The sequence below is a fragment of the Streptomyces sp. NPDC089915 genome (assembly GCF_040684675.1).
In the GTDB taxonomy this organism is placed as follows: domain Bacteria; phylum Actinomycetota; class Actinomycetes; order Streptomycetales; family Streptomycetaceae; genus Streptomyces.
In genome coordinates this window covers 11,963-31,669 of the sequence record NZ_JBFBGN010000056.1, presented here as the reverse complement: position 1 = coordinate 31,669, position 19,707 = coordinate 11,963, and the positions used below count along the sequence as shown (strand labels likewise).

Below are 19,707 nucleotides of genomic sequence, written 5' to 3'. Positions count from 1 at the left end.
GCCGGTACGTCACCGGCCGCGCCGCTCCGCCTCGCGCTTGACGGCCCGCAGCACCACGAACCGCGGTTCGCTCGCGACGACTTCCTGGTTCCCGAAGAGCCGCTGCAGATGGGTGTGGTAGCCCATGTGGCGGTTGGCGACCACCCACAGCTCGCCGCCCGGGCGCAGCGCCTTGCGGGACTGCGCGAACATGCGCAGCGCCGTCGCGTCCGTGGTCGCCTGGTGCGAGTGGAAGGGCGGGTTGTTGAGGATCAGGTCCACCGAGGACGGCGGCAGCATGGCCACCCCGTCGCCGACGAGGAACTCCGCAGTGCGCCGGCCGGGGCGCACGTTGGCCTCGTAGGTGGCCCGCGCCGAGGCGACGGCCTGGTACGACTCGTCGGTGAAGACGACCTCGGCGTCCGGGTCGGCCATCTGCACCGCCGTGCCGACGACCCCGTTGCCGCAGCCCAGGTCCACGACCCGGGCCCCGTCGGTGTTGGTCGGGATGGACTGGAGGAAGAAGCGCGTGCCGACGTCCAGCCGGTCGGCGCAGAAGATCCCGGCGTGGTTGACCACGGTCAGCCCGGCGCCCGAGCCCCCCTCCTGGTCCACCGTGTACGTCAGCGGCCAGGGCGAGGGGCCGGCGGCGGCCAGGAGCGCGGGGTCCGGGGTGGTGAAGATCAGCCGGGCCTTCTTCTCCGCGAGGGAGGTGCGCGTCGGCCCGATGACCTTCTCGAAGAGGTCCAGCGTGGAGGTGTGGATCTCCTTGACCATGCCGGTGCCGACGACGACCGTGCCCTCGTGCAGGTGCGGGGCCAGCCGCCGGAGCTGGTCCTCCAGCAGGGCCAGGCTCTTGGGCACCCGGACCAGCAGGACGTCGATCCGCGCGGGCGGGGCGTCCCGCGTGGTCAGCAGGGTCACCGTGGACTTGGCGGTGCCGATGCCGGCCCGGTCCAGGTTGGCCTCGGTGGCCGCCCGGGCCAGCGCCGAGTCGGTGATCTGGGCCGGGTGGTACGCGGCCAGGGCCGTCGTCAGCGCGCCCCAGCGGTCGCCGACGACCGTGATCTGCCCGGCGCCGGCCAGGTCCACCGGGCCGCGCTCGCCGGTACCGGCGTCGAGGTGGCGCAGCAGGTACTCGTCGGCGGCGTCCCAGGCGCGGAGCCGGTCGCGCGGGTCGGCGGGGAAGCGGGTGAGTTCGTGGGAGCCGAAAGGCGTGGTCAGACGGTTCATATCGGACCCAGGCTAGCCGAGGCGGCCGCCGGGCCCCGCACGCCGCGTCCTTCCCGCGGAAGGAACGGGGGCAAGCGGCCCCGGCGGGGCTACCTTGTCCCGTATGAGCAATCTCGATCGCCAGCCCGCTCTCTCCTCCTGCGGCGGCCGCGGATTCGTCGTGGCCGAACCCGTGCGCGAGCTCCTCAGCCCGCGCACGGTCAGGCTGGGGGAGTCCACCGAGGTCCGCCGACTCCTGCCGAACCTGGGCCGCCGCATGGTGGGCGCCTGGTGCTTCGTCGACCACTACGGCCCCGATGACATCGCCGACGAGCCCGGCATGCAGGTCGCCCCGCACCCGCACGCCGGCCTCCAGACCGTGAGCTGGCTGCACGAGGGCGAGGTGCTGCACCGCGACAGCGTGGGCAGCCTGGCCACGATCCGCCCGCGCGAGCTGGGCCTGATGACCTCCGGTTCGGGCATCAGCCACTCCGAGGAGAGCCCGCGCCCGCACGCCCGTCTCCTGCACGGCGCCCAGCTGTGGGTGGCCCTGCCCGACGCCCACCGCGACGTCGCCCCGCACTTCCAGCACCACGCGGACCTCCCGCAGGTCACCGCCCCCGGCCTGAACGCCACGGTCATCCTCGGCACCCTGGACACGGCGACCTCCCCGGGCACCGCGTACACCCCCATCGTCGGCGCCGACCTCGCCCTGGCCGCCGGCACCGAGACCCGCCTGCCCCTCGACCCGGACTTCGAGTACGCGGTCCTCTCCATGTCCGGCGAGGCCCACGCGGACGGCGTCCCCCTCCTCCCGGGCTCGATGCTCTACCTGGGCTGCGGCCGCACCGAACTCCCCCTGCGCGCCTCCTCGGACGCGGGCCTGATGCTGCTGGGGGGTGAGCCGTTCGAGGAGGAGATCGTGATGTTCTGGAACTGGATCGGCCGCTCCCACGAGGAGATCGTCCAGGCCCGCGAGGACTGGGCGACCGGCACCCGCTTCGGCGAGGTCAAGGGCTACGACGGCCCTCCGATCCCGGCCCCCGAGCTGCCCCCGACGCACCTGAAGCCCAGGGGCAGGGTGCGCTGACCCGCCCCTTCCGCCGGGCGCGGGTCCCGTCGCCGAAACCCGTCGCCGCCGCGACCGCGGGCCCGTGGGTTCGGGCCCGCGGTCGCTTCGGTTTCTACCAGGACGACTTGGTCACTCCCGGCCACCGTATTGAAAATGGAAACCATTCCCATATAGTGGCGCCATGGCACGCAACGAGATCCGTCCGGTCGTGAGGCTCCGCTCCACCGCGGGCACCGGGTTCACCTACGTCACCCGCAAGAACCGGCGCAACGACCCCGACCGGCTGGTGCTGCGCAAGTACGACCCCGCCGTCCGGCGCCACGTCGACTTCCGCGAAGAGCGCTGACCCCCCGCACCCCTGACACACCGTCGAAAGGTTCCCGCCGTGAAGCCCGGCATCCACCCCGCCTACGGCCCCGTCGTCTTCCGCGACACCGCCTCGGGCACCGCCTTCCTCACCCGCTCCACGATGACCAGTGACAAGACCGTGGACTGGGAGGACGGCAACAGCTATCCGGTCGTCGACGTGGAGATCTCCGCCGCGAGCCACCCCTTCTACACGGGCACCGCCCGCGTCCTCGACACCGCCGGCCGCGTCGAGAAGTTCCAGCGCCGATACGGAGCCCGTTGATGGGGCGCGGCCACCAGCTGCCCGTCGTGATCGTGGCCGGGATGCACTCCGAAGCCCGCAAGGAGGTCGTCGAGAGCCTCCTGCGGTCCGTACCGGGGAGCGTGGCACTGCACCACGACCTCGCCGAGGCGGCCGGCGGCACCGTGCACCGCCTGGTCCGCGACGCCTCCGGCGTCCTCTCCCGCGCTGAGACACCGCTGGTCAACGACTGCGCCTGCTGCGCGCTGCGCGAGGACCTCCTCCCGGAACTCGAACGGATGGCGGACGGCGGCCTGACCCGGCTCGCCGTCGTCGAACTGTGGGACTCCGTCGAACCGAAGGGCATGGCCGAGGTCATCGCCGGGCACGGCGGGGACCGTCTCGCCCTGACGAACGTGATCACCGCCGTGGATCCCGCGCTGGTCCTGCCCTGTCTCGGCAACGGCGACGACCTGGCCGAAGCCGGCCTCGCCGCGGCCTCCACCGACCGGCGGACCGTCGGGGACACCTGGGCCCGGCAGCTGGAGTACGCGCCCGTCCTGGCCGTCGTCGACGGCGACGGGGCCGACGACGAGGACCGCGCGCTCCTCGCGCAGCTGCACCCCACCGCCCGGCGGGTGCCGGCCGGTTCCCTCGAACTCGCCAGGGCGGCGTTCGCCGGCTTCGACGTCGAGACCGCGGCGGCCGCCCAGCACCCCGCCTGCGCCCTGCTGCCCCAGGACGCCGACGAGGCGGGCGTCGCCACGCTCGTCTGGCGCCGCAGACGGCCCTTCCACCCCGAGCGCCTGTACGAGGCGCTGGAGAACCTGTGCTGCGCGGCGGCCCGCAGCCGCGGCCGGTTCTGGCTCGCCGACCGCCCCGACACCCTGCTCGCCTGGGACGCGGCCGGCGGGGCCCTGTGCGTCGAGAGCGCCGGCCCCTGGCTGGCCTCACTGCCGGACGCGGCCTGGGAGATGGTCCCGCCCATGCGGCGGGCGGCCGCCGCCCTGGACTGGCACCCCGACCACGGCGACCGCTGCCAGCACCTCGTCTTCACCTCCCCGGGTCTCGACCGGGAAGGCCTGGAGCGGCTCCTGGACTCCTGCCTGCTGACGGACGCCGAGTACACAGGGGGCCGCGAGGCCTGGAAGGAGCTGCCGGCCGCCTTCGGCCCCCTCCTCGACGCCGCCTGATCCCCGCACCCGCCGTCCACGCCCCGACGGGGCCGCAACCGATACGCCCACCCGAGGAGACGCCGCAATGGCCCGTACCCCCCACCCCCGCAAGCCCGTGAAGTCCCGGCCCAACCCGCTCGACGCCGCCGGGATCACCTCCGTCGACTACAAGGACACCGATCTGCTCCGGAGGTTCATCTCCGACCGGGGGAAGATCCGCGGCCGGCGCGTCACCCGGGTGACGGTCCGGCAGCAGCGGGACCTCGCCACCGCCGTCAAGACCGCACGCGAGATGGCCCTGCTGCCCTACCCGGGCCGCTGACGGCGGCCCGGGGCGCCTGAAGTCCCGGGGGAGGGCGCGCCGACGCCGTCCGGTCCGGGCGCCCGGTCCAGGGCGGGGCACAGGTCGACGAAGGCGCGGATCCGGGCCGAGCCCGCCGTCGTCGGCCAGAGGAAGCCGAACTCGACGGGCGGGGCGTCCTCGAACGGCACCCAGGTGATCCCCGGGCGGCCGTTGTAGCGCTCCACCGCCGCGCACGCCGGGGACACGCCCGCCCCCGCCGCCACGAGGGTCAGCAGTTCGGGCCAGTACATCGCCGTCGCCCCCCGGAGGACCGGCCGGCCGGACGGGGTGTGCCGCGGGTAGTGGTGGTCCAGCCAGTACCGCGGCACCTCGCCGCTGATGGTCAGCAGGGGGGCATCCGCGAGGTCCTCCAGCGAGACCGACGCGCGCCGGGCGAGGGGGTGTCCGTCGGGCACCATCAGGGTGCGGGGCGCCGAGAACAGGAGCGGACCTGCCGTCAGATCCGGCTCGGCGAGCGGCCGTTCGGTGACCTGAAGGTCCACCTGGCCGCCGCGGAGCGGACCGAACGGGTCGCAGAGCTGCACCTCCTGGATCCGTACGTCGCCGCCGGGGTGGCGGGCGCGGAACCGCTCGGCCGCCTCCAGGAGGATCTCGGCGACCATCGGCCCCGAGTAGCCCACGCGCAGCGTCCCGCCGATGCCCCGTCCGGCCTCGGTGGCCCGGGCGACGGCGTGCCGGATCTGCCGGTAGCCGGGGAGCAGGTCGTCGCGGAGCTGCGCGCCGATCGCGGTCAGGGCGACGTGGCGGCTGGTGCGCTCGAAGAGCGGGGCGCCGATGCGGCGCTCCAGCCTCTTGATGGTCTGGCTGACCCGGCCCTGCGCCAGCCCGAGCCGCTCCGAGGTGCGCCGGAAGTGCAGTTCCTCGGCGAGCGTCAGGAACGCCTCGATCTCGTGCCGCTCCAACACCGTTCCCCCGATTGGTGAGTTCCGCTCATCGATCGTAGCTCTTCCCGATCTTGTTCGGGTGTGCGGGAGGTCCGAGAGTGGATGACGGCCGCCCCGGCCCTCCTCCCGCTGATCGGAGCAACCGCCGTGTCCGTCAAGCCACTTGAATCCCCCCTGTTCCAGCCCGCCCGGCTGGGCCCCCTCGCCCTGCCCAACCGGCTGGTGATGGCGCCGATGACCCGCAGCCGCGCCTCGGCCGACGGAGTCCCGCAGCCGGTCATGGCCACCTACTACGCGCAGCGCGCCACGGCCGGCCTGATCATCGCCGAGGCGTCCACGCCGAACGCCGTGGGGCAGACCTACCCGAACATCACCGCCATCCACCTCCCCTCCCACGTGGACGGCTGGAGACGGGTCACCGACGCGGTGCGCGAGGCGGGCGGCCGGATGTTCCTCCAGCTCCAGCACGGCGGCCGGGTCGGCCACCCCGACAACAGCGGGCTGACCCCGGTGGCGCCCTCGCCCGTCCCGCTCCCGGAGCCGATCTCGACCCCCTCCGGGCCCCGGGAGGCGGTCGTCCCGCGCGAGATGACCGCCGACGAGATCCGATCCACCGTCGCCGACTTCGCGGCTGCCGCCCGCAACGCCGTCGACGCGGGCTTCGCCGGCGTCGAGGTGCACGCCGCCAACGGCTACCTGCTCCACCAGTTCCTGGCCCGGGGCACCAACCGGCGCACGGACTCCTACGGCGGCCCGGTGGCCCACCGCATCCGGTTCACCGTCGAGGTGGTCCGGGCCGTCGCCGAGGCGATCGGACCCGAGCGGGTCGGCGTGCGGATCGCCCCCGGACTCACCGTCAACGGCATCGAGGAGGGCGACACCGAGGAGATCTACCCGGCGTTGCTGGAGGCCCTCGCGGACAAGGGCCCCGCCTACGTCCACGTGGTCTTCGCCGATCCGGACCAGCCCCTCTTCCACCGGATCCGCACGATGTGGCACGGCACGCTCATCGCCAACCCGGTGCTCGGCTGGGGTCGGCCGCTGCCCGCCGACGGCGGCCGGGAGGCGGCCGAGCGGCTCCTCGCGGCGGGCGCCGACCTGATCTCCCTGGGCCGGCCCTTCCTCGCCAACCCGGACCTGGTCGAGCGGCTGCGCACCGGCGCGCCCGTCAGCCAGGTGCGCGACGAGGCCCTCTTCTACACCGGCGGGGCGGACGGGTACACCGACTACCCCGCGCTGGACGGGTCCGGCCCGGTCGCCGCCTGAGCCGGGGCCGGAGCGGGGCCCGCGGGGGCGTCCGCGGGGGCGCCCGCCTCCACCGCCCACAGCGCCGAAGTGACGCCGCCCCGCAGGGTTTTGGCCCGCAGGGACTCCATGCCGAGGTGGATCGCGGTCGCGCCGTGGGCGTAGGCGTACTCGATGGGCAGGTAGTAGCCCAGGTTGAAGTACTCGTGGGCGTCGCGCAGCCGGTCGTAGTCGTAGCCCGTGGAGCGGAGCCAGACGGTGTCCGCGTGCAGGTAGAAGAGGCTGAAGGCGGCCATCCGTCCCTCGGCGTACGCGGCGAGGACGATCCCGGTGTCCGCCATGCCCTCGGCCTGGTCCCGCAGCAGTGCCGCCATGAAGGCGGGGTCGATCGGGTGCCCGTGCCGCTCCTGGAGCCGGGCGGCCAGGGCTCCTGCCTCGTCGGCGCACTCGGACAGCCGCAGGGTGCGCAGCTCGTAGCCGGCTTCGGCGAAGGCCCGGCGCTCGCGGCGGACGCAGGTGCGGCGCGCCCGGGGGAGCCCGGCGAGGTAGTCCTCGAAGGCGGCGCCGGGCAGCGGGATGCGCGCCTCCTCGTTCAGCCGGACGGGCGCGGTCCCGCAGGCGTCGGCGAGCTCGGCGGCCGCCGCGTCGGTGACGTAGAGCCACCACGGCCGGGCCCCCTCGGCCTCGGCCAGCGAACGCGCGGCACCCACGAGCCGGCCCAGGGCCTCGCGCCGCAGCGGCGGGGCGAGACGGGGGTGCAGCAGCGGGGCGTTCACGTAGCCGCGGCGGGCGCCGGCGAGGACCGTCCGGGCCGGCTCCCGGCCCGGGACCACCTCGTGCACCCGGTAGAGGTCGTTGGGCTCGGTGCCGACCACGTACAGCGGTGCCGCCGCGACCAGCCGGCCCTCGTCGTGGACCAGGGCGTAGTGGACCCGGGCGGTCGGGTCGTGCTGCTGGGCGGCGAGCCAGCGGTGGGACAGGTAGAGGCCCGCCCGCGCGGACAGGGCGTCCCACTGGCCGGCGGGGACGCCGGCGATGTCGGGTACGAGGGTGAGGATCACGGGGGAGGCTCCTTGCGGTGGCCCGGGTACGGGCGGCGGTGGTCGGTCACGAGGCCAGCCGCTCCTCGGCGGGCGGGGCGGGCTCCTGCGGGGCCCCGTCCTGCGGGGCGCCGTCCTCCGGTGCGGGGTCGCCGAGGCTGAGCACCAGCGGCACCGCCAGCAGGTTCAGCGCTCCCACGACCACCCAGGGCCAGAGCGGACCCCGGCTCAGGAGCATGGTGAGCAGGGCCGGGGCGATGGTGTTCCCGACGGTCCAGGAGAGCTGGAAGACCCCGAGGTAGCGGCCGCGGACGTGCTCCGGCGCCAGGGAGGTGCTGAGTTCGCCGCTGGGCGGCATGCTGAGCATCTCGGCGAGGGTGAACAGCGCCATCGCCGGCACCAGTCCGACGGCCACCAGCCAGCCGGGGACCGCGAGCAGCAGCCCGAAGACGGCGAAGGCGGCGGCGTTGGTCACGGCGGCCAGCGCCAGGACCCGGCGGGGGCGGCGGCGTTCGGTCATCCCCGCGACCAGGGTCTGGACGAGGGCGACCAGGACCATGTTGCCGACCAGGCACGCGCCGGCCAGCCAGGCGGAGGCGTGCAGCACCTCGGTGATGTACACGGCGAGCAGGACCGGCACCACGGCCGCGGCCAGGACGAAGGCCAGGTTCGCCAGGACCAGCCGCAGGTAGCGCCCGTCGCGCAGGACCGCCGCGTAACCCCCGGAGCCGGCCGGCCGGGTGGTAGGGGCGGGCGCCTCCTCGGCGGCCCCGGGGCGCCAGGTCGCGATCAGGAACGCCGCGGCCGCGAAGGTCAGCGCGTTGACCAGGACCAGGGCGCGGATGCCGTCGCCGCCGAGGGCGACCGCGACGGACGCCGCGGCGGCCCCGAAGCCCCCGCCGATGTTCCGCAGGGCGCCGATGAAGCCGAACCAGCGGGCCTGGTCCCGGCGGCGCGCAGCGAGGAGCACCAGGCCCCGGCTGGAGGTCCAGTAGACGGAGGAGGCCGCCTGCACGACGCACTGGACCACGACGATCTTCCACACGGAGTCCGCGAGCAGGAAGGCGCAGAAGCCGACGGCCGAGACCAGGTTGGCGGCGACGACCACCGCGCGGGGGCCGAACCGGTCGATCAGCGGTCCGGCCAGGACCGGCGCGGGCAGGGCGACGAGCTGGCCGAGCGAGAGCGCCGCGCCGATGGAGCCGAGCGGCAGGGAGGTGGTGGTGGTGAAGTAGAGGACGGTGAAGGCCAGGACGAGCCCGTTGCCCAGGCTGTCCATGACATTGGCGGTGACGAAGCGGCCGTTGCCCGACAGCTCGGGAAGTCCCCACTTCGCCAGCAACTCGCGGCTGTTCATCGCGACTCGCTACGAGAGGGCGACACGTTCGGAATCAACTTGTCTCCGGTGTGGATCGGTTCGATTCGATTCATGCCGCAACTCGGGCTATTTCCCGCCCTGTTCGGCCCGGCGACATTAGCCGGGCCGAGCCCCGTGAACAGGGGCCGGGGCCATCGGTCTCAGAGTGCGGACAGAATCGGAGGAACCGACGAAACACGCCCCGCCGGGCATGGTGACCATCGTCTGATCTGTCCCTGACGGACGTCTCGCCGACGCCTGTCTACTGGCGAAAGCCTCAGTCATTGCCCCATGCATTGGCCAAAAGAATGAGGCGTGTTGAGCCGAATTCGACATGAGCCACCCTCTCTTCCGGAAGGGCGCACCGCCATGCCCGCACTGCTCCTGCTCGAAGCCATGGGAAATACCGGGGAATACGTCATCGACGCCGCCCTGGACCTGGGCGCCGAGGTCATCGTCGCCACCCACGAGGACGTATTCGAGGAGTGGTATTCCCCTTCGCTCCAAGCGAAGATCAGGGATCACGCGAAGCTCGTCTTCACCGATTTCTCCGACGCCGAGGGCGCGTTGAGGCAGCTCGCGGAGGTGTCCCGGGCCGAGGGGGTGGGCGGCGTGGTCGCCTGCTGGGAGTTCCTGACCCCGCTGGTCGCGCGGCTCAGCGCCGACCTCGGGCTGCCCGGCAACGACCCCTCGCGGGCGCTCGGCTGCCGCAACAAGCGGATCATGGCCCGTGCCTTCGCCGAGCAGGGCGTCCCGGCACCCCGCACCGTCGCCGCGCGCACCCTCGAGGAGGCGTACGCCCTGGTGGAGAAGGCCGGCCTGGGCTACCCCCTCGTCGTCAAGCCCGCCGAGCAGTCCGGCTCCTGGGGTGTGTCGGTGGTCCGCGACGACGAGGAGCTGGAGGCGGCCTTCGCCGTGGTCCGCTCGCACCTCTTCCAGATGCCGCACGGCATTCCGCTGGACGCCCACGTGGTCATCCAGGAGTACGTCGGCGGGGTGGAGTACAGCATCGAGACGGTGGCCGCCGCGGGGCGGCTCACCCCCCTGTTCCCGTACGACAAGTTCACCACCGACGGCGCCAAGCGTGCCGAGTTCGGCCACACCGTCCCCGCCGAACTGGACGAGGCGTCGGTGCGCGTCCTCCAGGAGGCCGCGGTGGAGGCCGCCCGGGCCCTCGGCGTCAGGAACGGCGTCGCCCACACCGAACTCAAACTCCTCCCGGACGGCACCACCCGCGTCATCGAGCTGGGCGCCCGGCTCCCCGGGGACCACGTGGTCGCCCTGATGCGGCGGGCCAAGGGCATCGACGAGGCCAGGATCTACGTCCAGGTGGCGCTCGGCCTCGCACCGGACCTGACCCCCACCGCCGACCGGGCGGCGGGCATCCGCTTCCTGGTCCCGCCGCGCGGCGGGGTGCTCCGCTCGGTCAGCGGGATCGGCGACTCGGCCGCGGTGGCGCGGAGCAGCATCACGGTCCCGCCCGGCGGCCGGGTGCGCGCACCGGGGGACAACGACGCGCGGGTCGGCTACGTGATCCTGCACGCCGACACCGCACCCGAGGTGAACCGGGCCGCGGCCGAGGCCATCGCCGACGTCACCATCGAGGTCGAGTGATGCCCGAGAACCCGACCGGTCCGGACGCGGCCCCCCGGCGGAACGGGGCCGCCGCGCCGATCGCGCCCGCCGCGCCGACCGCGCCCGCCGACCGCGCCGCGTACGCCGGCCCCACCGCCGCCGCCCGGCTCACCCGCGCGTACCTCGCCGGGCTGCCGGCCGGATGCGCCCCGGAACGCTCCTGCGCGGACTCCCCGCTGGCCGGGGACATCTACGGGAGCGCCTTCCTGACCCGGCCCGTCTTCTTCGGCCGCGAGGAGAGCCGCGACCTGGGCGCCCGGCTCAGCGGGCTCTACGACCTGCTGCTCAGCCTCCCCGACCGGCTCCACGGCGGGGACCTGCGCGCCTTCACCACCGCCCTCGGCTGGTCACCGGTGCAGACCGGCGCCACCCTGCGCGCCGACGGCAGGGCCCGGGAGCTCCCGCGGTCGGCCCGCGCCGACCTGTACCGGGAGGAGGGCGGGTTCCGGCTGCTCGAACTCAACGGCGGCAGCCCGCTCGGCGGCTGGGACATCGCGCTGCTCAACCGGGCCCTGCTCCGGGAGCCCTACACGGCCTCCTTCGCCGAGCGCCACCGGCTCGGGTACACGGACGGGATCGAGGTGCTGCGCGGCCTGTGGCGGGAGTCCTTCCCCGCCCCCGGTCCCGGCGGCGGCCCGGACCCCTCGGTGAACCCCTTCGTCGCCCTGCTCGAATGGCCCGACAGCTATCCGGCGATGGAGCGGCACCTGCGCCGGATGGCCGCCCTGTTCGCCGAGCACGGGGTCGAGGCCGTGCCCTGCCACCTCGGCCAGGTCGAGTACCGCGCTGACGGGGTCTACGTCACCGGGCGCCGGGTCGACGTAGTCCACCGCTGGTTCGTCATCAACGACATCACCACCGCCGCGGACGCGGCCCTGCTCGCCCCCCTCACCGAAGCCGCCGACCGGGGGCTGGTCCACCTGTTCACCCCGCTGGAGAACGAGGTCTACGGGACGAAGGCCGCGCTCGCCCTGCTCAGCGACGAGCGCCACCGCTCCCTGTTCGACCGGGCCGAGCTGGAGCTGATCGACGGCCTGCTGCCCTGGACCCGGCTGGTCCGGGACGAGAAGGTCGAGGTCGCCGGGGAACGGGTGGACCTCCTGAGGTACGCGTTGGAGCACCGGGAGGACCTGGTGCTCAAGGCGAGCAGCTCGCACAGCGGCCTGGACGTGCTGGCGGGCTGGGAGACGCCCGCCGGGGCGTGGGCGGAGCGCGTCCGCGCGGCGGTCGACGGCCCGTTCATCCTCCAGCGCCGGGTCCGGCCCGTCGCGGAGGACTTCCCCGCCCCGGGCGGCGGGGCGCCCGAACCCGCCGTGCTCACCTGGGGCGTGTTCCTGGCGGGCCGCGGCTACGGCGGGGCGTACCTGCGCGGGACGACCGAGGTCGGAGCCGGGGTCATCAGCTCCGGCAGGGGCGGCCGCCTGGGCACCCTGTTCCTCTGCGAGGACTCCCGGGAGGGCTCCGCGTAGGCCCCGCGGGCCGCTCCCGGCCGCCGTCCCGGCGCGCAGGGCGAAGCGGTGGCCAAAGTTCCGGGATGTGCCAGCGTCATGTACGAGCCATTCGCGCCCCGGGCGCCCCGTCCGGCCGCCCGGGAGCGGGGCGACCGGTCGGGAACCCTGTGTGGACTGCTGCTACACGGTGAGTGATCATCGTTCACTGGTTCTCCGGGGCGCCTTCACGGGGCGCACACTTCCGGCCGATGCGCGCCCCCGCGCTCCCCCGGGGGGCAGACGGCGCCCGAGGCGCCGCCCTAGCCTCCCGAGCCATGCGATCACCTCTGAAGAGCCGCTTCGGCCTCACCGCGTTACTCGCCCTCGTCGTGGCCCTGTTCGGCCTCGCCCCCGCGGCCCAGGCCGACCCCGCCCCGGCCGCGCTGACGTTCAGCACGAACGCCGCGACCACCACCCCCGGCGGGACGGTGAACCTCTCGATGACGCTCACCAACAACAAGACCTACGACATCTGGTTCGTCTACCAGACCATCACGCCGACCTGGCTCACCAACCAGCGCGCCGACCTCAAGTACAGCTTCACCGGCTGCAGCGTGGCCACCCCGACCGGCGCCGCCGCCTGTTCCGGCGTCGGCCCGTCCGACCTCGGCGGCAACTACGGCGCGACCATACCCCCCGGCCAGAGCCGCACGGTGACGCTGACCCTCAAGGTCGCCGCCGATTCCGGCTGCAACGGCAACATCGGCTTCTACTCGTACTACTACGCCGAGTTCAGCGACAGCACGAGCACCAACGGCGGCCCGGTCTACACGCCCGAGACGCGCGTCCTCTGCGCCTGACGTACCGTCATCCCGGCCGGGAGGGTGGCTTGAAATCGCCCCCGGCCGCTCGCTCCAGTGGTCTGGACCACTAAGCCGGGGTGCCACCGGACCGACTCGGTCCGGTGGCACCCCGCTCGGCTCCGGACCGGCGCTCATGCCCGGCGGAAGGGTCCGCCCATCGGGTGCCGGAAGGGTCGGGAACGGGCAGGAAAGGACAACTCGGCTCGGTGTCGGGCCAGTTGGTCGCCCACATTTTTTCGTCGGTTTTCGCAACGCCCCCACGAAAGCTACACACAGGCACCACCATGTGACGCGACGGATGCGTCGACGACTGGTTTCTGAGGGGGAGGCCGGCGTCGCGCAAGGGGGGCGTCCGCCGCTTCGTGCGCGCCGCGCTCACCCCTGCCCGGGGAGGGGACATTCACCGCATGAAGCGAAGCAAGCGGAGCATACGTACCGCCGTGTTATCGGTGGGCGCGCTCATCGCCGCCGCCGGACTGCCGGCCGGCACGGCCCACGCCGACACCACCACGCCCCGCGTGGACCTGCGGGTGCTGGTCGTGGCCGACGGAGGTCCGGCCGTCCAGGCCATCACGGCGGAGCTGGACTCCGCGGGGACGCCGTACACACAGGTCGACCTCACGAAGCCGGGCCGGCCCACGATCGACGCGGCCTTCCTCGCCGACACCGTCGGCGGCCGGCCCCGCGCGAAGTTCCAGGCGGTCGTCCTGCCCAACGACAATCCGTTCGCCGCGGGCTCCGCCGAGATGGCCGCCCTCACCGCGTACGAGCAGACCTACCAGATACCCCAGGTCGACGCCTACACCTACGCCCGGCCCCAGGTCGGCCTCCAGTACTTCGTCGCCGGCGGGTACGCCGGCAGCGTCGACGGAGTCCAGGCCGGGATCACCGCGGCCGGCCGCTCCGGCCCCTTCGGCTACCTCGAAGGCTCCGTCCCGTTCGAGGACAACTCGCCCACCGTCGGCGAGAGTTACGCCTACCTCGCGCAGCCCGCCCCCGGAGCGGACTTCACCACCTACGTGGACGCGCCCATCCCCGGCACCGCCCGGCGCGGCTCCCTCGTCGGCGAGTACAAGCACGACGGGCGGCGCGAACTCGTCGTCACCTTCGTCTACAACCGCTACCAGCAGCAGTACCGGCTGCTCGCCCGCGGCATCGTCGAGTGGATGACCGGCGGCGTCCACCTGGGGGCCTCCCGCAACTACTTCTCCGTCCACGTCGACGACGTCTTCGCCGCCGACGACCGCTGGGACACGCAGCTCAACTGCACCCCCGGCGACGTCGACTGCGCCGGCGGCGGCGGAACGCCCAACCCGATCCGCATGACCGCCGACGACGCCGAGTACGCCAAGAACTGGCAGGCCGGCCGCAACTTCACCCTCGACATGGTCTACAACGGCGCCGGCAGCCTCGACCAGCGCGAGGACAACAACGGCGTCGACCTGCTCGCCGACAAGCTCCAGGCCGACCGCGACAAGTTCCGCTGGGTCAACCACACCTACACGCACGCCTTCCTCGGCTGCGAACAGGACGTCAGCGTCGTGCCCTGGCGGTGCGCCGCCAACCCCGACGGCAGCACCAAGTGGGTCAGCCGCAGCACCATCGACAACGAGATCGTCCTCAACCGGCTCTGGGGCCAGAGCTTCGGCCTGCCGCTGCAGAACGACGAACTGGTCACCGGCGAGCACTCCGGCATGGCCGTCCTGCCCCAGCAGCCGCAGGACAACCCGAACCTGGCCGCCTCCCTCACCGGCAACGGCGTCAAGTGGGTCGCCTCGGACAACTCCCGCGACCCCGAACTGCGCCAGGTCGGCTCCGCCTCCACCGTCGCCCGCTACCCGATGAACGTGTACTACAACGTCGGCAAGGCCACCGAGGCGGTGGACGAGTACAACTGGATCTACACCTCCCGCGCCCACGGCGGCAGCGGCATCTGCGAGGACCACTCGGACACCACGACCTGCCTGCCCGCACCCCTGGACACCGCTACCGGGTACGCGCAGAAGATCGTCCCGGCCGAGACCCGCACCGCCCTCGGACACGTACTGTCCAACGACCCCAAGCCGCACTTCATCCACCAGTCGAACCTGGCCGAAGAACGCCTGGCCTACCCCGTACTCAACGGGGTCATCGACGGCTACGACGCCCTGTTCGCCGCCAACACCCCCCTGGTGAACGAGCGGATGAAGGACATCGGCGCCGAACTGAAGCGCCGCGCCGCCTGGAAGAGCGCCCTCCAGGCCGGACAGGTCACCGCCTACCGGGTCGGCGACACCGTCACCGTCACGGCACCGGCCGGGCTCGACGTCACCGCGACCCTGCCCGCCGGCACCCGGCTGGGCGCCGCCGCCTTCGGCAGCCCCTACGCCGGACGCGTCTCCGGCTGGACCCCCTCGGCCGGCAGCGCGCTGGAACTCGCCCTGCCGTCCTCGGCGCCCGCCGCGCCGTCCGCCGTGGCAGCGCCCCGACCGGCGCCCGCCACCGCACCGGCACCCGGAACCAACGTCCCGCCCGCCGTACGCGAAGGCGGAGCGGACACCGACCGGCGCTGAACCGGCGTCCCGCCGGTCCGGGCCGCCCCGCGCGGCCCGGACCGGCCCGACCACCCCCACACACCGGCCGTGGAGCACACCCATGCACGCTCAAGCCGGCGCGCGGCGCCCCGACGCGCCGCACGTCACCCTGCTCACCGAAGGCACCTATCCGCACAGTCACGGCGGGGTCAGCGTCTGGTGCGACCAACTCGTCCAGGGCATGCCCGACATCGACTTCGACGTCATAGCCGTCACCGGCACCGGCCGGGAGTCCCTGGCCTGGGACCTGCCCGGTCACGTCCTCGGCGTCCGGTCGGTGCCCATGTGGGGAGCACCCCCCGAGGGCCGCGCACCCCGCGGCCGCGGCCACCGCAGGCTCTCCGGGGCCTACGAGCGGTTCCTCACCGCGCTCCTCGACCCGTGCGCCGAGGACGGGTTCGCGCCCGCCCTCTCCACGATGGCGCGCGCCGCGTCCGACGGAGCCCTGAGCCCCTTCCTGCGCGGCGACCACGCCATCGCCGTGCTGGCCGCGGTCTGGAACCGGCCCGGACTCACCGTCCGCGAGTCCCGGCCCACCCTCCACGACGCCCTCACGGCCACCTCCCTGCTGGAACACGCCCTGCGCCCGCTCGCCGCCCCGCCCCCGGAACACGGCGTGGCCCACGCGGTCAGCGGCGGCGTCGCCGTCCTGCCCGGGCTCGCCGGTCTGGAACGGCACGGGGTCCCGCTGCTGCTCACCGAGCACGGCGTCTACCTGCGCGAGCGCTACCTCGGCTACCGCACGGCCCCCTACCGCTGGCCGGTCAAGGCCGTCGTCCTCGGCTTCTTCCGGCTGCTGGCCGAGGAGAGCTACCGGCGGGCCTCCCTGGTCACCCCCGGCAACCGCTACAACCGGCTGTGGGAGGAGGAGGGCGGCGCCGACCCGCAGGCCATCCGCACGGTCTACAACGGCGTCGACCCCGCCGCCTTCCCGCCCGCCGGGCCCGAACCCGACGTACCGACCCTCAGCTGGGCCGGCCGGGTCGACCCGATCAAGGACCTGGAGACCCTGATCCGCGCCTTCGCCCTGGTCCGCGCACGGATACCCGAGGCGCGCCTGCGCCTGTTCGGCGGCACCCCGCGCGGCGGTGAGGCCTACCGGGAGCGCTGCGAGGCGCTCGCCCGCGACCTCGGCCACGAGGACGCCGTCACCTTCGAAGGGCGGGTGGACGACATCAAGGACGCCTACGCGGCCGGGAACGTCGTGATGCTCTCCAGCATCAGCGAGGGCTTCCCGTTCACCCTCATCGAGGCCATGTCCTGCGGCCGGGCCACCGTGTCCACCGACGTCGGCGGAGTACGGGAGGCCGTCGGCGAAGCCGGCCTCGTCGTGCCGCCGCGCGACCCCGAGGCCATGGCCGAAGCCGCGGTCGAACTCCTCGGGGACCCCGCCCGGCGCGCCGCGATGGGGGAGGCGGCCCGGCTGCGGGTCATCGAGCAGTTCACCCTGCGCCAGACCATCGACACCTTCCGCTCCATCTACCTCGAACTGCCCCGCCTCGACCACGCGGCACCCGCCGCGGCCGGCCGCGCCCGGACCGCCGCGAAGGCCGCACCCGTCCTGGTTCCCGCCACCGCGGGAAGCCCGGCCGCGGCGCCCGCCCTCCTCACCCCGGTGGCCGTCGCCGCCGGGCGGGCGCGCAGACAGGAGCGGGCCCGCCCGCCCGCAGCCGGCCGGATCCTCACGGCCGACGGGCGGCCGGCCCGCGACACCGGGGCCGACGCGGTCACCGACGCGGGGAGCCTCGCCGGATGAGCGGGCCGATGTCACTCGAACCCGGCGGGGCGCACCAGGACACCCTCGCCCTGCGGCTGGCGGACACCGCCGCGAGACCGCCCCGCCGGGCCTGGGCGGAGACCACGCTCACCCTCAGACTGCCCGGCCCCGACGAGGCGGAGGTCAGCCGGCTCGCCGCCGAACTCGCCGACCGCGTCGGGCCCGCCGTCCACCCGTACGAGGTGGCGGCCCTCCTGGAGGCGGAGGGCCTGTCCGCCGAGGTGATCCGCGAACGGTACGGACACCCCAACATCTTCTCGCTCGCCGCCGCGCTCTACGAGCGGGTGCCCCGGGTCTTCCCCGAGCCCGCCCGGGCGCCGGACCCCTGGCGGCCCGACACCGTACGGTGCCTGCTGCGCGGGCTGCTCTTCGCCCTCCCGGGCCTGGCCTACCTGCTCACGGCCCCGCTGTGGAACCCCGGCCGGCACGCCGCCGGGCCGATCGTCGCCGGCATCGTCTCCTGGGCCTGGGGCCAGGCCCTCGGACACCGCGCCTACCTGCGGATGGTGGCCGGCCGGCGCGAGGCCGGACGGACCCTGCTCGTCGGAGCGCCGCTCGGGGCGGCCGCCGCCACCGCCGCGGGGGCCGCGGCCGCCGGGGGGTCCGCCGTGACCTGGGCCGTCGCCGCCCAGTCGCTCTACCTGGCCGCCGCCGGGATCCTGCTGGTGCTGGGCCGCGAGCGGCTGCTGCTGGCCGCGCTCAGCCCGCTGGTCGCCGGGGCCGCCGTCCTGCCGTGGTGGGAGCCCGGACCCGTGGTCCGCGCCGCGCTCCCGGCCCTGGCCCTCCTCGCCACGCTCGCGGCCGTCGCCCGGGTGCTGCACGGCGCCCACGCCGCCCCGGCCGCCGCCGACGGCGGAGCCCGGCCCCCCTTGCGCAGGTCCCTGCCGTACGGCATCTTCGGACTCGCCGCCGCCGTACTGGTGTTGCTGGAAGGGCGGGCCGAGCCCTACGCGGTGATCGCCCTGACCGTGAGCATGGGCCCGGCCGAATGGCTGCTCTACCGCTTCCGCGGCCTGTCCGTCACCGCCCTCGGCGCGGCCTCCACCCCCGCCGGGTTCCTGCTGCGGTCCACCGGTGTCCTGGGCCTCTGCCTGCTGGGCTACCTGCTGCTCCTGCTGCCCGTGGCCCTGCTGACCGGAGCCGACCCGGCCACCCTGCTGCTGCTCGCCGCCACCCTGTGGACGGCCCTGCTGCTCCAGGCCTTCGGGGTCGCCTGGCCGCCGGCGGCCCTCTGCGCGGCGGCCGCGGCCGCCGCCGGAGCCGTCGCCGTCCTCGGGCCGGCGACGGGCCCGTCCGCCCTGACCCTGTCCTGCGGCGCCGCCGCCGCGGCCCTGGCCGGCTGCACCCTGTGGATCCTCGGACGCCCGGCCCGGCACGCCTGACCGCCCGGCCCGCACCCGCACCGCCGCGCACACCGCACCGCCGCGCACACCGCACCGCCCCGCACGCCGCCCACACCCGTACACGTACCCGACCCACCCGAAAGGCGCACACGTTGACCACCGCACCGCTCGCCGCCGTCACCGGAGCCGAGGGCTTCATCGGCTCCCACCTCACCGAGGCCCTCGTCGCCCGCGGCTACCGGGTCCGCGCCATGGCCCAGTACAACTCCTTCTCCTCGTACGGGTGGCTGGAGACCCTCGCGCCCGACGTCCTCGACCAGGTGGAGATCGTCCTCGGCGACGTCCGCGACCCCGGATCCGTCCGGGGCCTCCTCGAAGGCGCCGAAGCCGCCTACCACCTGGCCGCGCTCATCGCGATCCCGTACTCCTACCGGGCCCCGCACAGCTACGTCGACACCAACGTGACCGGCACCCTCAACGTGCTGGAGGCCGTCCGCGCCCTCGGGACCCCCCGCCTCGTGCACACCTCCACCAGCGAGACGTACGGCACCGCGCAGACCGTGCCGATCACCGAGGACCACCCCATCAACACCCAGTCCCCGTACGCCGCTTCGAAGGCCGGCGGCGACCGGCTGGCCGACAGCTACCACGCCAGCTTCGAGACCCCCGTGGTCACGCTGCGCCCGTTCAACACCTACGGACCCCGCCAGTCGATGCGCGCGGTCATCCCCACCGTCATCGGCCAGGTCGCGGCCGGGGAACGCGTCATCACCCTCGGCGACCTCCGTCCCACCCGCGACTTCAGCTTCGTCAAGGACACCGCGCAGGCCTTCCTCGCCGCCGGCACCGCACCCGCCGACCGCGTCGTGGGCCGCACCTTCAACTCCGGTACCGGCGGCGAGATCTCCGTCGCCGACCTGGTCACCCTGATCGGCAAGGTCATGGACGTCCCCATCGAGGTGCGCGAGGAGAGCGAACGGCTGCGGCCGCCCGCCTCCGAGGTGATGCGGCTGGTCGCCGACGCGACCCGGCTCACCGCCGCCACCGGCTGGCGGCCGCGCCACACGCTGGAGGAAGGACTCGCGCACACCGTCGAGTTCTTCCGCGACCCCGGCAACCTCGCCCGCTACAAGACCGGCATCTACAACATCTGACCGCCGGGAGCACCC

17 protein-coding genes are annotated in these 19,707 nt (G+C 74.1%); 13 read left to right on the top strand and 4 right to left on the bottom strand.

Annotation, left to right across the window (positions count from 1 at the left end):
- Nucleotides 1–9: 9 nt before the first annotated feature.
- Nucleotides 10–1,212: a methyltransferase gene (locus AB0O29_RS18610; protein ID WP_365152933.1), complete on the bottom strand. Its 1,203-nt coding sequence runs from the start codon at nt 1,210–1,212 to the stop codon at nt 10–12.
- 103 nt (nt 1,213–1,315) lie between these two features.
- On the opposite strand from AB0O29_RS18610, the gene AB0O29_RS18605 reads away from it, so the two are divergent.
- From AB0O29_RS18605 to rpsR, 5 genes are all read left to right on the top strand, one after another.
- Nucleotides 1,316–2,281, top strand: coding sequence for a pirin family protein (locus tag AB0O29_RS18605; RefSeq protein WP_365152931.1), 966 nt, complete (start codon nt 1,316–1,318; stop codon nt 2,279–2,281).
- 163 nt (nt 2,282–2,444) lie between these two features.
- Nucleotides 2,445–2,609, top strand: coding sequence for a 50S ribosomal protein L33 (rpmG, locus tag AB0O29_RS18600; RefSeq protein ID WP_365152929.1), 165 nt, complete (start codon nt 2,445–2,447; stop codon nt 2,607–2,609).
- Between the two features lie 39 nt (nt 2,610–2,648).
- Nucleotides 2,649–2,894, top strand: coding sequence for a type B 50S ribosomal protein L31 (locus tag AB0O29_RS18595; RefSeq protein ID WP_365152927.1), 246 nt, complete (start codon nt 2,649–2,651; stop codon nt 2,892–2,894).
- Entirely contained in the window at nt 2,894–4,045 is a 1,152-nt protein-coding gene (locus AB0O29_RS18590; protein ID WP_365152925.1) for a GTP-binding protein, read from the top strand. Before AB0O29_RS18595 ends, AB0O29_RS18590 begins: the two co-directional genes overlap by 1 nt.
- A gap of 67 nt (nt 4,046–4,112) precedes the next feature.
- Nucleotides 4,113–4,349: a 30S ribosomal protein S18 gene (gene rpsR / locus AB0O29_RS18585; protein WP_365152923.1), complete on the top strand. Its 237-nt coding sequence runs from the start codon at nt 4,113–4,115 to the stop codon at nt 4,347–4,349.
- Here rpsR and AB0O29_RS18580 read toward each other — a convergent pair.
- Nucleotides 4,334–5,296 (bottom strand): LysR family transcriptional regulator, encoded by a 963-nt coding sequence (locus tag AB0O29_RS18580; RefSeq protein ID WP_365152921.1) that lies wholly within the window; start codon nt 5,294–5,296, stop codon nt 4,334–4,336. The genes rpsR and AB0O29_RS18580 overlap by 16 nt on opposite strands.
- An 81-nt stretch (nt 5,297–5,377) precedes the next feature.
- On the opposite strand from AB0O29_RS18580, the gene AB0O29_RS18575 reads away from it, so the two are divergent.
- A complete protein-coding gene (locus tag AB0O29_RS18575; RefSeq protein WP_365152919.1) occupies nt 5,378–6,541 on the top strand; it encodes an alkene reductase in 1,164 nt (387 codons plus the stop codon).
- Here AB0O29_RS18575 and AB0O29_RS18570 read toward each other — a convergent pair.
- Both AB0O29_RS18570 and AB0O29_RS18565 read right to left on the bottom strand, forming a co-directional pair.
- On the bottom strand, nt 6,502–7,581 hold the full coding sequence (locus AB0O29_RS18570; RefSeq protein WP_365152917.1) for a GNAT family N-acetyltransferase: 1,080 nt from the start codon (nt 7,579–7,581) through the stop codon (nt 6,502–6,504). The genes AB0O29_RS18575 and AB0O29_RS18570 overlap by 40 nt on opposite strands.
- A 46-nt stretch (nt 7,582–7,627) precedes the next feature.
- Nucleotides 7,628–8,917: an MFS transporter gene (locus AB0O29_RS18565; protein ID WP_365152915.1), complete on the bottom strand. Its 1,290-nt coding sequence runs from the start codon at nt 8,915–8,917 to the stop codon at nt 7,628–7,630.
- A gap of 369 nt (nt 8,918–9,286) precedes the next feature.
- Between AB0O29_RS18565 and AB0O29_RS18560 the strand changes: the two genes are divergently transcribed.
- From AB0O29_RS18560 to AB0O29_RS18530, 7 genes are all read left to right on the top strand, one after another.
- A complete protein-coding gene (locus AB0O29_RS18560; RefSeq protein WP_365152913.1) occupies nt 9,287–10,531 on the top strand; it encodes an ATP-grasp domain-containing protein in 1,245 nt (414 codons plus the stop codon).
- Complete coding sequence (locus tag AB0O29_RS18555) at nt 10,531–12,021, top strand: hypothetical protein (protein ID WP_365152911.1); 1,491 nt, start codon at nt 10,531–10,533, stop codon at nt 12,019–12,021. The genes AB0O29_RS18560 and AB0O29_RS18555 overlap by 1 nt, the downstream gene beginning before the upstream one ends.
- Before the next feature lie 296 nt (nt 12,022–12,317).
- On the top strand, nt 12,318–12,842 hold the full coding sequence (locus AB0O29_RS18550; protein ID WP_365152909.1) for a hypothetical protein: 525 nt from the start codon (nt 12,318–12,320) through the stop codon (nt 12,840–12,842).
- Nucleotides 12,843–13,252: 410 nt separating this feature from the next.
- Nucleotides 13,253–15,397 (top strand): hypothetical protein, encoded by a 2,145-nt coding sequence (locus AB0O29_RS18545; protein ID WP_365152907.1) that lies wholly within the window; start codon nt 13,253–13,255, stop codon nt 15,395–15,397.
- 82 nt (nt 15,398–15,479) lie between these two features.
- Entirely contained in the window at nt 15,480–17,174 is a 1,695-nt protein-coding gene (gene pelF / locus AB0O29_RS18540; RefSeq protein WP_365152905.1) for a GT4 family glycosyltransferase PelF, read from the top strand.
- Nucleotides 17,171–18,577: a hypothetical protein gene (locus tag AB0O29_RS18535; protein ID WP_365152903.1), complete on the top strand. Its 1,407-nt coding sequence runs from the start codon at nt 17,171–17,173 to the stop codon at nt 18,575–18,577. The genes pelF and AB0O29_RS18535 overlap by 4 nt, the downstream gene beginning before the upstream one ends.
- 113 nt (nt 18,578–18,690) lie before the next feature.
- Nucleotides 18,691–19,692, top strand: a complete 1,002-nt coding sequence (locus AB0O29_RS18530; RefSeq protein WP_365152901.1) for a GDP-mannose 4,6-dehydratase — start codon at nt 18,691–18,693, stop codon at nt 19,690–19,692.
- Nucleotides 19,693–19,707 lie beyond the last annotated feature (15 nt).